The following is a 14,984-nucleotide window of genomic DNA, read 5'->3' as shown; positions in this document are numbered from 1 at the left end:
TAAAGGGCTGATGCTACCCTGCGGCAGACCAACCCATCCCAACATCCAAACACGCTAAATAAGACCTCACCACCAAACCCACAACCAAAACCAAAAAACTCAACCAAGCCAATACCGCTATTGAACGGCTAATGGTTCAGCAGGTTCTTGAGGTATTCGCCGTAGTCGTTTTTGCCGAATCTTTGGGCGCGGGCTTCGAGGTCCTGGTCGCTGATCCAGCCCAGCGTATGGGCGATTTCGTCAGGTGATCCGGTTTGCAGGCCTTGCCTGTCCTGAAGCGTACGCACAAAGTTTCCGGCGTCCAGCAGGCTTGCGTGGGTTCCGGTATCCAGCCAGGCATAACCGCGCCCCATGCGGTTGACGCTGAGCAACCCGGCCTCAAGGTACATTTCAAGCAAGGTGACAATCTCAAGCTCGCCGCGTGCAGACGGTTTTACGGCGCGGGCCCGTTCAGGGGCAGAGCCGTCCAGAAAATACAGCCCGGTCACGGCGTAGTTCGATGGCGGCACTTGGGGTTTCTCGACAATCTGGGTGACGGCGCCAGCCTCGTCATAGGCCACGACCCCATAGCGTTCGGGATCAGCGACCCGATAGCCGAAGACAGTGCCACCCGTCTCTTTGGCGTCTGCCGATTGCAGGATCTCGGGCAGGCCGTGCCCAAAGAAGATGTTGTCGCCCAGCACCATGGCCGAGGGGGCACCATCCAGAAAATCTTCTGCCAGAATATAGGCTTGCGCCAACCCGTCAGGAGAAGGTTGAACAATCCAGGTCAGGGACAGGCCCCATTGGCTTCCGTCACCCAACAGGCGCTGAAACTGCTCCTGATCCTGCGGCGTCGTGATCATCGCGATGTCGCGGATCCCGGCCAGCATCAGCACCGAAAGGGGGTAATAGATCATCGGCTTGTCATAGATGGGCAAAAGCTGTTTCGAGACGCCCATCGTGATCGGATAAAGACGGGTGCCTGACCCGCCTGCCAGAATGATACCTTTGCGTTTCTTGCCGTTCCGGGTCGTCATGTGCCGAGCTCTCCAAGGTCTTCAAGTATGCTGTGCAGGCCCGCCTTCCAATCCGGACGGGGCACGCCCAGTTCCGTTGTCAGTGTCGTGCAGTCCAGGCGGCTGTTCAGGGGGCGTTTCGCGGGGGTCGGGTATGCGCTGGACGGGATGTCTTCGACATTGCAGTCAATACCGGCCTGATCGAAGATCTCGCGCGCAAAATCGGCCCAGCTGACATCAGGGCCACCGCTGCAATGGTAAATTCCGGTCTTTTCATCCGGGTTTGTCAAAAGGGCGCGGGCCGCGCCGATACAGGCCCCGGCCAGTGCCGATGCCGGGGTTGGACCGCCAATCTGGTCTGCGACGATCGTCAGGTGGTCACGCTCTTTGCCGAGGCGCAGCATGGTTTTGACGAAGTTATGCCCATGTGACGACACCACCCACGAGGTTCGTATGATTGCATGGGGTCCGCCCGCCGCAATCACACCGGCCTCACCCGCCAGCTTGGTGCGCCCATAGGCGCCCAGCGGGCCGGTCGCGTGGTTGGGTAAGAACGGGGCCGTGCCCGCCCCGTCAAACACATAATCTGTCGAGACCTGAACAAACGGCAATCCGCGCCCGGCCGCGGCTTTGGCCAGCGCCGTGGGCGTGGCTCCGTTGATCAGCAGGGCAAGGTCTTCCTCCGCTTCGGCCTTGTCGACGGCGGTATATGCGGCGGCGTTGATCACCGCATCCGCATCGGTGTTGCGAACCAGGGCCGCGCACCCTTCGGGATCGGTAAAATCCGCCTTGTCGCGCCCAAGCGCTTCAACCGAGATATCCCCGCCACACCGGATCAGTTCCCGGCCCAGCTGACCGGTCGCCCCGAAGACCAGAAGTTTCACGCGCTGACCCCCAGCCGTTCGCCAACGCCGGACCGGTTCTGTAAAGACCGCCACCACTCTTCATTGTTCAGGTACCATTCAACCGTTCTGCGCAGACCCTCCTCTACCGTCACGGACGGGCGCCAGTTCATTTCGTTGCGCATCCGCGAGGGATCGATGGCGTAACGCGCATCATGCCCGGGGCGGTCTGTGACAAAGGTGATCTGGTCCGCATAGAGCCCCTGCGGTTTCGGGCGCAGGTCGTCCAGGATCGCGCACAGCGTCTGCACCAGTTCCAGATTGCTGCGCTCGTTCTCGCCACCGATGTTATAGGACCGGCCGACAGTCCCCTTTTGCACCACCAGCAAAAGTGCGTCGGCGTGATCCTCGACATACAGCCAGTCGCGGACATTCGAGCCGTCGCCATAGATCGGCAGCGCCTTGCCCGCGATTGCGTTCAGGATCACAACAGGGATCAGCTTTTCAGGGAAATGATAGGGCCCGTAATTGTTCGAACAGTTGGTCAGCACCACCGGCAGGCCATAGGTCTCGTGCCAGGCCCGGACCAGATGATCGCTGGAGGCTTTCGACGCGGAATAGGGTGACCGCGGATCATAGGGGGTATCCTCGGTGAACTGTCCGGTGGGTCCCAGGCTGCCAAAGACTTCATCGGTCGAGATATGGTGGAACCTGAAAGTGTCCGGTTTTCCTTGTCCGGCCCAATAGCTGCGCGCCGCCTCCAGCATGTTGTATGTGCCCAGGACATTGGTTTCGATGAAAGCCCCCGGCCCGTCGATGGACCGGTCAACATGGGATTCCGCCGCCAGGTGCATCACCGCATCAGGCGCATGTTGGGCAAACACCGCCTTCAGGGCTGCAGGGTCGCGGATATCTGCGTGAACAAAGGCATAGTTCGGGTTCTCTGCAACCTCGGCAACATTGTCGAGGCAGGCCGCATAGGTCAGCGCATCAAGGTTCACGACCTGATGTCCGTCCGCAATGGCACGCCGCACGACCGCGGACCCGATGAAACCCGCACCACCTGTCACCAACAGTTTCATATTCTATCCTTCGTAAACAAACGGGCTGTCAAAATCGGCCAGCGCAGGCGCAATCCTGTCCTTGTCGCTCAGCACTGGGTTCCCCTGCAAGGGCCAATCAATACCACAGCTGTCCCAGCGCACACCCCCATCGGCATCCGCATTGTAAGAGCTGGTACATTTGTAGCAGATTTCGGTGTCGGGCTCTAACGTCACAAAACCATGGGCAAATCCCGCCGGCACCCAAAGCTGCCGCCCGTTCTCAAAGCTGAGCTCGATGCCGAAAGATTGCCCATAAGTTGGCGATCCCTTGCGGATATCGACGGCGACATCATAAAGCGCGCCCCGGCCCGCGCGCACCAATTTGCCCTGTGCATGCGGAGGCGCCTGAAAATGCAGGCCGCGCAATGTCCCCACCGCGGACGACAGCGAATGGTTGTCCTGCACAAATTCCGGCAACACAACCCCAGCCTCCTCCAGCCGCGCCTTGTTCCAGCTTTCGGAAAAAAACCCGCGCAAATCCCCATGCCGCTGCGGGCGAATAACCAACACACCCGACAACCCCGTCTGCTCAATCTCCATAACACCTAACCTCAACCACCTGTTGCCTGTGTTGGGCGAGTATTGTCAGGCAGGGTTTCAATGCAAGGGTGTTGCGCAATTTGCTGCTTAGATGACCGCAGCCGGAGATGGCGGCTCGCTGCCTTCCTGCTCCCTCACCCCACTACGTCACCTGCTGGTCCAGCATCTCAAGCACGGCGTCGCGTTCCGACAGAACCAGCAGCAGTGCTAGATCGCCCGGTTCCACCTGTTTCAGGATCATCGCGGCGGCCTCGGACGGGGATGCGGCCCTTTGGATCTGGGTCTTGTCATACCCTTGTTCCAGAGCCGACTTTTCAATCAGGTCCGGTATCTCTCCCAAAGCGCGACCCCGTAGGTACCCTTCCAGTTCAGCAGCAACGACCACGTCGGGTTGGAAATTCAAGGCGGTTGCGGTGACGTCGCGAATGTCCTGGTCCGAGCGGTCTCCGGCATGGCTGAGCATGATGAACCGCCGTTTTGCCGGCAAGGCCGACAGCGCATCGCACACGGCAGAAATCGAATGCGGATTATGCGCGAAATCCACGAAAACCTGAGCGCCGTTGTGCTGGAATTCGTTGCAGCGACCCGGATTGTCCTTGGCATCCGGTTTGAACCCGGCCAACCCATGCCGCACCGCTTCAAGCGGCAGTTTCAAAGCCAGCGCAAGGCACATAGCCGCCAGAGCGTTCAGGATGTTGTATTTCGCGACCCCGCCCATGGTCAGGGGCACGTCGGACACGGCAATGACCGTATGCTCGGACCGGCCGTCAAAGAAGACGATGTTGCCCTGCGAGACATAAGCGCAGCATGTTCCCGCGTCGCGCGCCCGACGGATCAGATCATTCCCGGCATCCAGTGAAAACCACCAGATATTCGCCGCCGTGTTTTCGGCTTCGGCACGGACAAAAGGATCATCGGCATTCAGGGCCAGAACGCCGCCCTTGGTCAGTGTCCGGTGCACGGCGAATTTCGCCTGAGCCAGCTCGGGCACCGTGTTGACGCCGTATTGCCCCAGATGATCGTTCGCCACGTTAGTGACAGTGGCGGCCATGGCGGCACGCGTCGGCAGGCCGCGGCGCAGGATACCCCCACGGGCCACTTCAAGGCATCCGATTTCAAGCCGCTTGTCGCGCAGCAACATCCGCCCTCCGCCGGGGCCGGAATAGTCGCCGCGATCCAGAATATCGTCGCCCACCCGCACAAACTCGGTCGAGGTCAGCCCTGCGACCTTGCCCGAGGCGCGGGCGATCGCCTCCAGCAACCGGGTCGTGGTGGTCTTGCCATTGGTTCCGGTGATGAAGGCGACGGGGATGTTGTGAAAGGCGGGCCAGTCCACGTCATCCGGGGCGGGCAACGCGTCGACAGGCCAGGTTTGGCTGCCGGTTCCATGCCCGATGGAAATCTCATCATCGTCGCACAGGATATCCACACCATGCGCGTTGGCTGCCGCGATCAGGGCGATCAGCGCAGGATTGGCCTCCTTCGCCATGACGCCTTTGACATCCCGGATCATCTGATCAAAATCGCCCGGTGTGGCCTCCAGCAACTCTGCCGCACAGAAATGCCAGGCGGTCTGAGCCGCAAAGATCGCGGAATAAAGCTGATCCATCGGTGCCGAGATTGCCAGATTGACGCCTCCGGTAAAGGTACGGTGGGTCAGCGCCTGATCCTGCCAGCCAAGCGCATCCAGAACGCGCCGGGCATGTTTTTCCCAAAGTTCAATGACCTGCGCGGGGTCGATAACAGTGAAAAACACATCCATCACCGCGCCGGGGTGATCCCATAACAGGCCGGGGCCGGTCAGTCGCCGCGCGTCATCCACCTGAATATGATCAGCGGTCGCGCTTTCGATGGTCAGCGCGGTTTCAAGCTCTTCGATCCGGTCCATTCCGGTACCTCCGCTCAATCCGCGTCTTCGCTGATTTCACGCGCCAGTCTTACACCGCGTTCGTCCCGGATCAGGTTCTGATCGCTGTCGAACATGTCCTCGAACGTGGTGTCGGCAGGGCTGGTCCTGGGTGCTGCCTCGGTTTCAGAGGTTTCTCCATCGGAGTTGAAGTAGATGATCTGTTTCCAGCAGCGTGTGGTGTCATCTCCGAAGATCACCAGCAGATCGCCCGGTGCCGCCATCTCCAGCGCTGTGGTCACGGCCTCAACCTCATCCGGGATGATCGAGATTGCCTCATCCGGCGTCCCGCAATCGATCAGGGCCTGCCGCATCATTTGCGGCACCTCGTCATGCCCGCGACCCCGGCGGCGGTCATCGGCCTTGCAGATGAAGTGGTCAAAATGCCCGGCCAGCGCTGCGGCCCCATCAACAATGTCTTCATCGCGCCGATCACCGGGCATCGCAACAACGCACAGCCTGCGGCCCTTGACCTCCAACTGATCGGCCAAAGCGGCCATCGCCTTCAGCGCGGCCGGGTTGTGGCCGTAATCAAGGATCACCTTGAAGGGATGTTCATCATAGACATTCATCCGCCCAGGTGCCTGGAAATAACTGGTGTCGAAAGTGCGCAGTCCATGCCGGATATTGTCCAGATCGACCCCAAAGCTATAGGCCATTGCAGCTGCGACCATGGCGTTTTGCACGTTGAAGATCGCCTTGCCCTCAAGGGTGGCGGGGATCAGATGCGACCACAGAACCGGGATGTGAAGCCCTTTGTCATAGATGGTCAGCATGTCGCCATTCATGCCTTTTTCCAGCACGATGGCTTTGCCCCCTGTCTTGATATGTTCCTTGACCAGACTGTGACCGGGGTTGGTCGTGACATAGAAGATCTGATCCGCCCCGGCATAATCGGCCATCTTCAGACAATTGATGTCGTCAGCGTTCAGAACGGCCGTATCGGTTGCGCTTTCCACTACCACCCGTTTGACGACGGCCAGCTCCTCGACCGTATTGATCCCGCCCAGACCCAGATGATCTGCCGAGACGTTCAGACAGGCCGCCACGTTCGAGCGTTGATAGCCCAGACCCGAGCGAACCAGCCCGCCCCGCGCGGTTTCCATCACTGCAAAATCGACCATCGGATCACGCAGGACGATCTGTGCCGATTTCGGGCCGGTCATGTCCCCCTTGACGCTCAGCTTGCCATCCACATAGACGCCGTCGGTCGAGGTCATGCCAACGATCTTGCCGCTGGTTTTCATGATATGACCCAGCATCCGCGACGTGGTCGTCTTGCCGTTGGTGCCGGTTATGGCCGCAATCGGGATGCGGGTCTGTTCATTGGGGGGGAACAGCATGTCGATGACCTTGCCCGCCACATCGCGCGGCTGACCTTCGGACGGGGCCACATGCATCCGGAAACCGGGGGCGGCGTTTACTTCGACAATCGCGCCACCGATATCCTTGTAGGATTTGGTAATATCGTCGATCAGGAAATCGACACCGCCCACATCCAGCCCGACGGCCATGATGGCGCGTTCGGCCATGTCTCGGTTGTCGGGATGCACCACGTCGGTCAGGTCGATGGCGGTGCCACCCGTTGACAGGTTCGCGGTCGAGCGCAGATAGAAAACCTCGCCCTCGGGCAAGACAGTGTCTTCCGTCACGCCTGCATTCTCCATCAGGCGGTTAGCCTGATTGTCCAGCTCGAGCCTGGTCAGCACTTTTTCATGCCCGATGCCCCGACGCGGGTCTTGGTTCACGATGTCGACCAATTCGGCAATCGTATGGGTGCCGTCGCCTATTACATGGCCGGGGACGCGTTTGGCCACCGCAACCAGTTTGTCGTTCACGACCAGCATCCGGTGATCAAAGCCGGTGATGAAGCTTTCAACCAGAATGGCGCGGCTGCGTGAATGCTCCTTGGCCTCGGCAAAGCCCGCCTCGACCTCGGCATCGGAATTCAGATTGATCGACACGCCGCGCCCATGGTTGGCGTCCAACGGTTTGACCACCACCGGAAACCCGATCCGCGCTGCCGCACGCACGGCCTCGCGGGCCGAATAGACCATGCGTTGCTGCGGTACCGGCAGGCCAAGATCGTTCAGCAGATTATGGGTGTCTTCCTTGTCGCAGGAAATCTCGACCGAGATATGCTTGGTCTCGGACGTAATTGTCGCCTGAATGCGTTTCTGAAACTTGCCGTGTCCGAATTGCACAAGCGAGCCGGAATTCAGCCTGATCCACGGGATGTCGCGTTCCTGCGCCGCCTTGACCAGCGATCCGGTCGACGGGCCAAATTCCTTGCGTTGCGCCCTCAGCACAAAGCTGCGCAGTTCTTCATCCCAGTTGAAGTCCGGGTCGAATTCGTAATCCACCTGATCTTTCAGGGATTGCGGCAGCAGGTGCATCAGCAACCGCATCGCCAAATTGCCCGCATCCAGACCGACGTCACGCTGGCGGTATTCATAGACCATATTGTACTGGCCCGGCTCACCTGTGCCGCGCGTACGGCCAAAGGTCACGTCGGACCCGGCCACGTTCTGCACTTCGATGGCGCAATGTTCCAGCACATGCCCCAACCAGGTGCCTTCATCCTCGCGCAGGCGGCGGATAAAGCCGCCGGGTTCGCGATAGGAGCAGCCATGTTCCGCCAGACCGGGAAGCGCCTTGATCAAGGCGTCAATAAACTCGGAACCAATTTTTGCCGAGGGCCACTCTTCCAGAACACCCAGATCGATGACGTGGCGAATGACCGGAAAACTTGCCCAGACATTTGGGCCGACAAAGACATTGGTCGAGATTATTTTCATGAGGCTCCCCGTTGGTTAGCTTTTTGTTTTCCCCCCGCTGGCGGCCTCTTGACCGGACATGTCCGGCAATGTGCAGAACGCCAAATGCTCATCCGGCGGAAAAGCCTGGCGAGCCGTCAGATCATAACGGCACCCTTCGCCCAGAACGTCAAGCCGAAGTCCAAGCAGGCTCAGCGCTTCGCCGCGGCGCGCGTCCCACATCGATGAATGGGTCAGATGACTGGCGTCCACGACGGTAACCGATCCGCTGCCCACGACTTCAAGGACATTATCGGGTCCGATGAAGGCTGCCGTGTCTTCGTCGATACCCAGTCCGATCAAAAAAGGGTTGAAAGATGAAGCGGTTAGCAAACGTCCCAGCCGATTGCGTTGTGTGAAGTGCTGGTCGATGATGACGGCGTTGGTCAAACCCATGCCCGGAGCCAGCGTGATATTGCCCTCAGCCGGAGCCGAGTTGCTGCTGCCCCCGGCCACCATGTGTTCGGACATGATCGACGCCCCGGCTGAAGTGCCGGCAACCGGCACACCGGCCGCATTCCGGCGCCGAATTTTCTGCGCCACAAGTGTGCCACCCAGAATCGCCGACAGCCGCAGCTGGTTGCCGCCGGTCATGAATATCCCTGTAGCGCGGTCCAGCATCTCGGCATAATCGGGATTGTCGCAATCAGCACGCCGCGAGATGGGCAGAAATTCGACCTTGCCCGCGCCCAGCTCGGAAAAGATGCGATTGTAATCCGGTCCGGTCTCTTCCAACATCGAGGCCGTCGGGATCACGACAATATCGGCATCAGGACCACCAGACAGCTCAACGAACTTGCGGTGAATCTGCATTTCCTTGACGCGGTCTTCGCCGCCGCCGATCGGGATGATGAACCCGCGCGGGGTCTCTGCATCAACGGGTGCAGGGCACATATCTTACTTACCTTCCGGTATAAAAGCAGCCAGCCATCGGGGCCACTCGGACGCTTAACCTGTTCATACATGCCGTGTCGGGCCATCTGACCCTATCGGACATGCCGTTCCCCCCCCAGCGACATCACATGCCGCACGGCAGGGATTTCGTCAAGAACCACCGGTTTTGTGCCTGCTTCAGCCTGCCAGTGCCAAACCCTGCACGACAAAAGCGATCCCCCCGAAACATCAAAGCTCCGGGGGGATCAGATTGCCCGTCAGTTTGCGCGCTGGTTCAGATGTCGAATTTGACACCCTGCGCCAGCGGGAGCTCTGCCGAGTAGTTCACGGTGTTGGTCTGGCGGCGCATATAGGCTTTCCACGCGTCCGAGCCGCTTTCGCGTCCGCCACCGGTTTCCTTTTCGCCACCGAATGCGCCACCGATCTCGGCGCCCGAGGGGCCTATGTTGACGTTGGCAATACCGCAATCCGACCCCGCCGCAGTCAGAAACTGCTCGGCCTCGCGCATGTTCAGCGTGAACACACAGGATGACAGCCCTTGCGGCACATCGTTTTGAAGCTGGATCGCATCGTCAAAGTCGTCGTAGCCCATAACATAAAGGATTGGCGCGAAAGTTTCGGTTTTCACGACCGCGCTTTGGCCGGGCATTTCGACAATTGCGGGCTGCATATAGACACCCGCAGGAAGCCCTTCGGTTACACGTTCGCCGCCAAACACGGTGCCGCCTTCGGCCCTTGCGGCCTCCAGTGCGGATGTCATGGCGGCACCCGATGCCTCATCCACCAGTGGCCCGATCAACGTGCCCTCAGACAGCGGATTGCCGATGGCCAGACCGGCATAAGCCTTTTTCAGGCGGCCCACCAGTTCCTCACGGATCGAGTTGTGCACGATCAGACGGCGCAGCGTGGTGCAACGCTGACCGGCGGTCCCAACGGCCGAGAAGACAATGGCGCGCACGGCCATTTCCAGATCCGCCGAAGGGCCGACGATCATCGCGTTGTTGCCACCCAGCTCCAGAATGCACTTGCCAAAGCGTGCCGCAACAATGGGCGCAACCGCACGGCCCATTCGTGTGGACCCTGTGGCCGAGATGATCGGAACATCTTCGCTGGCCACCAGCGCCTCGCCCAACTCCGCGCCACCGATCAGGACCTGAAGCAACCCTTCGGGGGCATCGCCAAACCGCACCAGCGCGCGTTCAAAGATCTTCTGGCAGGCCATCGCTGTCAGCGGGGTCTTCTCGGACGGTTTCCAGATCACCGGATCGCCACAGACCAGTGCCAAAGCGGCATTCCACGACCAGACCGCAACTGGGAAATTGAAGGCCGAGATCACTCCGACCGGGCCCGCCGGATGCCAGGTTTCCATCATCCGATGACCTGGGCGTTCCGACGCGATGGTCAGACCATAAAGCTGACGCGACAGACCAACGGCAAAGTCGCAGATGTCGATCATCTCCTGCACTTCGCCCAGACCTTCGGATGTGATCTTGCCGGCCTCCCAGCTGACAAGCGCGCCCAGATCGTCCTTGGCCGCACGCAGCTCTTCGCCCAGCAGGCGGATCAGCTCGCCCCGACGCGGGGCCGGCACAACGCGCCACGCCTTGAACGCGTTTTTGGCGCGGGCAATGATCGCGTCCATTTCGGTGGCCGGCGTTTCATGCACATCGGCCAGCAGGCAGCCGTCAATCGGCGACGTCACCTTCAGAGTGCCGCCCTTCAATGCGGCGTCTGTCAGATCCAGATTTGCAAGCGTGGTTTGGGCTGTCATTACGATGTCTTTCATATCTCAGGCCGCCTTGTTTTGCCGGGTCACGTCACCAGCACGATACAGCTGGCCAAATTCTGTATTCAGGAAGTCGTTCAGTTTGACCTGTTCCTGCCGGACGAACCCTTTCGAAGGCAGCGTGCCGGTGCGCATCAGGTCAACGACGCCCAGAATACCCGCAGCTGTGGTGACCTGAATGGCACTCCAGACCTGCCCATTGATGGTTCGGGAAAAGCTCTTGTTGATCAGGGATTTCTCGCGCAGAACGCCGTTGATCATGCCCTTGGCCGTGCAATAGACCAGCACAACGTCCTGATCAGTGCGGGGCAGGGCGGTCTCGAAGATTTCTTTCAGCAGATCGCGGCGGTGTTCCAGCCCCAGATCGTGCAGCAGCAGTTTCAGGATTTCACAATGGCCGGGATACCGGATCGTGCGATAAGACACGGCCCGCGCCTTGCCTTCCAGCGTTTCCGGCAGCGTGCCCAACCCGCCCGAGGTGTTGAAGCATTCGTATTCCACGCCATCATGACCCAGAATCTCGTAATCTTCCAGCGGCGCGGTCTTGACCAGTTTGCCGTTCACAATGGCGTCGCAGGGATTGCAGTACTCATTGATCAACCCATCGGTCGACCAGGTCAGATTGTATTTCAGTGCATTGGTCGGATAAAGCGGCAGCGCGCCCACCCGCATATGCAGGCTGTCCAGCTCATCAAACTCCGCTGCAAGCGCGGCTCCGGAGATGCCCACAAAACCAGGTGCCAGACCACATTGCGGCATGAAAGCCGTCTCACTGCCTTCGGCCAGCTGGCGTACGGCCTCGGTGGCCGCGACGTCTTCGGTTAGGTCAAAATAATGCGCGCCCGCCTCTTTGGCGGCCTTGGCAATGTTTGGGGTAAGAAAGAACGGTGCCGCTGATACCACGGCGTTAAACCCGGTCAGCTCCTTTGCCAGACGATCCGCATCCCGGGCATCAATCTGCTTTGTTCCAATCCCAAGCCTTGTGATTTCACCCAGTGCTTTCAGGTCATGGTCAGCCACAGTCACTGTATAGTTTGGCGAGGCCCTCAGCAGCGTCGCGATCATCTGACCGATCTTGCCAGCCCCGATTACGCAAATATTCCAGGACATCAACGTCTCCGTAAAATTCTGTTCCTGATATTATGGTGCAGGGCTGGCCAGACATTTCATAGGCCGCAATTTGACGAAGTGATCGACTTATCCGACATTATGCCGGAATAATTGGCATTATGGCGTGACCGCCATCAGGGGTTGAATTCGGCCGGCACCCCGAAAGGAGGAGAGCTAACGCCAGTGCCCGTCAAGGAATGCAGAAAAGCGACCAGAGCGGCGATTTCCGCATCCGAAAGCGTCATTGGCACAATGTCGATCCTGCTGCGCTGGCGCTCCATCTCGAACCGGTCGTCCCACACCACGAAATCCACCTCTTGCAACCAGGGGACCTTGGGCAACGCAGCCATGTCGGGTTTCCATTTGGCAAGGCTGGTCTGGGGGTCAAGATGGTGACGGATCATGCTTTCGAGATCCGCAAAAGCGCCGTTATGTCCATAAGGCGCAGTCAGGGCGACATTGCGCAGCATCGGCGTGCGAAAGCGATAGGCGTCTTCCAGACGGTTGCTTTCCGCCATCCGTCCAACGTCCCGCGCATATGGGTCCCATTGCCGGGTCCGGCCCGGCCCGAAAGGGGGCAAACCTAGCGCGTGAAACTCTTGGTCCGACATCAACGGACCCGCATGGCAGGTCGCGCATCGCGCATTGCCATAAAACAGGTTCATCCCGTCTTTCTGGATGTCTGACAGCGCATCCTTGTCCCCGGCCAAGTACTGGTCGAATGGGCTGTCGGTGCTGCGCCACTCGATGGCCATGAAGGCCGCCAGCGCGTTGGCGATCTGGGTGATCGTGATGTCTTCGGTGGTCTCGATGTTGTCAAAAGCCGCGACTATGGCAGGGCCATAGCGCGGATCGGTCCGCACGCGTTTGGCAAGGATCGGCCAGCCCTTGTCGATCCTGTCGTGAACCGCGCCGGTCACCTGATTTTCAGCGACATTACCGGCCATCTCGAATTGCGCGGTCAGCGGGAACAAGGCCTGCGCCGCCAGAAGCGAGTTCAATCCCCCGGGCAGCCATTCCTGTGCAGGCGAATTGAACCCGTTGCCATAGAGGTCCGAGATGCTCAGGCGGCCATCGTGGAAAACGGTACGGATGTCCTTGGCCCCGAGGTTCCACAACCCCGGCGCATTTCGGGGAATGCGTTTGCGGATCTTGTCCGCCCCGGTACCCGGTGTGCGCTCCGGTCCAAGACCCTGTCCGCCTTCGCCGATCCCCAGGGATAACCCGTCGGAGGTGCCGAAATCGGGGTGGTGGCAATGGGCGCACGAAATGTTCTGATTGCCTGACAGGATCGGATCGTAAAACAGTTGATGACCGATAGTGGCCTGTTCCATATCAAATGGGATAAAGTCATCATCTGTCAGCGGGCGCGGCAGGTCCTGCGCCACCGCGGCCCCCGCCCAAACGAGGACAATCGCCCAATGCGCCAGTTTCTCTTTACCCTTTGTTTTCTTGCGACCCCGGCTCTGGCTGAGCTGGAACAGGCCCGTGACATGATGGAGGCCGGAGAGTTTGAAGCCGCGCGCGCGGAACTGCTGCCCGCCGCCCGGTCGGGCAATGCCGAGGCCGAGGAATTGATTGGTGTGATGTACGGGCTGGGTCTTGGGGTCGAGCAGGACCATGAAAGGGCGTTTGAATGGTATCTGCGTGCCTCGATGAAGGGGCATCCGGGGGCGCAGTCGGGGGTCGGCTGGTACTACGAACTGGGTCTGGGATTGCCCGCCCCCGATCTGGTGCGGGCCTATATGTGGTACACGCTCAGCGCCATTGGCGGCGATCCCGATGCGGCGATCAGCCTTGAGGAAGTGATCAAGAAAATGTCGCCGGAGCAGATCGAGAAGGCGCATGTTCTGGTCAACGACTACAAAGGGTGGATGTACCCGTTTCGATAAGGGCCGGGCCACAAGGCCCGACCCGTCCGTTTAGTTCAGGTCTGCATTGCGCGAGGCGTTCACGTCCGCCTCAGCCGCCGTGACCGCATCGGTCAACGCGGCAAAGATCTCATCACCACGGGCAACATTGGTCTGGAACCAGTCATAGACAGGTGAAGCCGCGGCTTTGAACGCAGCCTTCTGCTCGGGTGTCGGGACATACAGGTCACCGCCACCTGCGACGAAGTCCTCATAGGCCTGAATCGATTTGCGCTTGGGCGAGGCAAAAGTGGCCTGTTGCAAGGCGTAGAACCCATCGACAACGACCCGGCGCATATCTTCGGGCATCGCCTGGAACTTGGCGTTGTTCATCCACCACAGCGCACCCATATAGGCGTGCCCGTCCAGCGTGACATATTGCAGGCCGGCATCCGGGAACTTCATGCCCATGATGTCGGTGATGCCGTTCTTGGACCCCTCGACGACGCCGGTCTGGAAGCTGGTGAAAAGTTCCGGCCACGGGATCGGCGTAGGTGACGCGCCCAGTGCCTTGACCAGTTCCTGTGGCAGGTCGGCGACAACGGTGCGAATTTTCAGACCTTCCATGTCGGCAGGCTCGGCCACCCGGTGTTTTGTATTGGCGAAGTTGCGCCAGCCGCCGGTGTTGCCGATGGTCATCAGGCGGATCGCGCCACCGGAATCCTCCAGCGCCATGTCGCGCATCTTGCGGGTGAAATCGCCCGACAGAACATGCTCGGCGATCCGGTCATCGGCCATCAGATAGGGCAGGTCCAGAACCTGCACATAGGGGAAGATGCCCGAGGCCCCGCCCGAGGTAGAGATATAGATATCGATGGTGCCATCCGCCACGCCTTGCAGGCATTCTGCACCGTTCGAACACAGCTGGGTGCCGATGAACAGCTCAACCTCGATGGCGCCGTTCGACGCCGCCTCGACATAGTTCTTGAAAACGATCAGACCGTCGTAATCCTCGTCATTTTCGTTCGAATTGGCAGTGGCGCGCAGCGTATAGTCCGCAGCCACCGCAGCGACCGCAGACGCGGCCACAAGCGATGTGGCAATCGCCGCTGTTTTGATGAAGTTTCCGAGCATGCGTT

The 14,984-nt window shown here is 59.8% G+C and carries 12 protein-coding genes; 1 reads left to right on the top strand and 11 read right to left on the bottom strand.

Annotation, left to right across the window (positions count from 1 at the left end; translation table 11 throughout):
• Positions 1–128 precede the first annotated feature (128 nt).
• The 10 genes from rfbA to ACR0EK_RS18870 all read right to left on the bottom strand — a co-directional run bounded on the left by rfbA (position 129) and on the right by ACR0EK_RS18870 (position 13,383).
• Entirely contained in the window at positions 129–1,019 is an 891-nt protein-coding gene (gene rfbA, locus ACR0EK_RS18915) for a glucose-1-phosphate thymidylyltransferase RfbA (protein ID WP_480484785.1), read from the bottom strand.
• Positions 1,016–1,882, bottom strand: a complete 867-nt coding sequence (rfbD, locus tag ACR0EK_RS18910) for a dTDP-4-dehydrorhamnose reductase (RefSeq protein ID WP_480871488.1) — start codon at positions 1,880–1,882, stop codon at positions 1,016–1,018. Before rfbD ends, rfbA begins: the two co-directional genes overlap by 4 nt.
• Positions 1,879–2,922 carry a dTDP-glucose 4,6-dehydratase gene (gene rfbB, locus ACR0EK_RS18905; protein WP_480901010.1) on the bottom strand — a complete coding sequence of 348 codons (1,044 nt, stop codon included), beginning with the start codon at positions 2,920–2,922 and terminating at the stop codon, positions 1,879–1,881. The genes rfbD and rfbB overlap by 4 nt, the downstream gene beginning before the upstream one ends.
• Before the next feature lie 3 nt (positions 2,923–2,925).
• Entirely contained in the window at positions 2,926–3,483 is a 558-nt protein-coding gene (gene rfbC / locus ACR0EK_RS18900) for a dTDP-4-dehydrorhamnose 3,5-epimerase (protein WP_480488984.1), read from the bottom strand.
• 142 nt (positions 3,484–3,625) lie between these two features.
• Positions 3,626–5,371, bottom strand: coding sequence for a Mur ligase family protein (locus ACR0EK_RS18895; protein ID WP_480968034.1), 1,746 nt, complete (start codon positions 5,369–5,371; stop codon positions 3,626–3,628).
• A 14-nt stretch (positions 5,372–5,385) separates the two neighbouring features.
• Positions 5,386–8,187 (bottom strand): cyanophycin synthetase, encoded by a 2,802-nt coding sequence (cphA, locus tag ACR0EK_RS18890; protein WP_480539950.1) that lies wholly within the window; start codon positions 8,185–8,187, stop codon positions 5,386–5,388.
• A 15-nt stretch (positions 8,188–8,202) separates the two neighbouring features.
• Positions 8,203–9,099 carry a cyanophycinase gene (locus ACR0EK_RS18885; protein ID WP_267365913.1) on the bottom strand — a complete coding sequence of 299 codons (897 nt, stop codon included), beginning with the start codon at positions 9,097–9,099 and terminating at the stop codon, positions 8,203–8,205.
• A 274-nt stretch (positions 9,100–9,373) separates the two neighbouring features.
• Positions 9,374–10,885 (bottom strand): L-piperidine-6-carboxylate dehydrogenase, encoded by a 1,512-nt coding sequence (gene amaB / locus ACR0EK_RS18880; RefSeq protein ID WP_480871486.1) that lies wholly within the window; start codon positions 10,883–10,885, stop codon positions 9,374–9,376.
• A 3-nt stretch (positions 10,886–10,888) separates the two neighbouring features.
• Positions 10,889–11,995 (bottom strand): saccharopine dehydrogenase family protein, encoded by a 1,107-nt coding sequence (locus ACR0EK_RS18875; protein ID WP_480968033.1) that lies wholly within the window; start codon positions 11,993–11,995, stop codon positions 10,889–10,891.
• Between the two features lie 134 nt (positions 11,996–12,129).
• Entirely contained in the window at positions 12,130–13,383 is a 1,254-nt protein-coding gene (locus ACR0EK_RS18870; RefSeq protein ID WP_480901013.1) for a cytochrome-c peroxidase, read from the bottom strand.
• A 33-nt stretch (positions 13,384–13,416) separates the two neighbouring features.
• Here ACR0EK_RS18870 and ACR0EK_RS18865 point away from each other — a divergent pair, with 33 nt between their 5' ends.
• Positions 13,417–13,887 (top strand): tetratricopeptide repeat protein, encoded by a 471-nt coding sequence (locus tag ACR0EK_RS18865; RefSeq protein ID WP_480477549.1) that lies wholly within the window; start codon positions 13,417–13,419, stop codon positions 13,885–13,887.
• 30 nt (positions 13,888–13,917) lie between these two features.
• Here the strand turns inward: ACR0EK_RS18865 and ACR0EK_RS18860 are convergent, their stop codons facing one another.
• The gene (locus tag ACR0EK_RS18860) at positions 13,918–14,979 is read right to left on the bottom strand and encodes a TRAP transporter substrate-binding protein (RefSeq protein WP_480555887.1); all 1,062 of its coding nucleotides are present in this window, start codon (positions 14,977–14,979) and stop codon (positions 13,918–13,920) included.
• Positions 14,980–14,984: the final 5 nt, after the last annotated feature.

This window comes from Ruegeria sp. AE4 (assembly GCF_056542185.1).
This window is presented reverse-complemented; position numbering and strand designations above follow the sequence as displayed.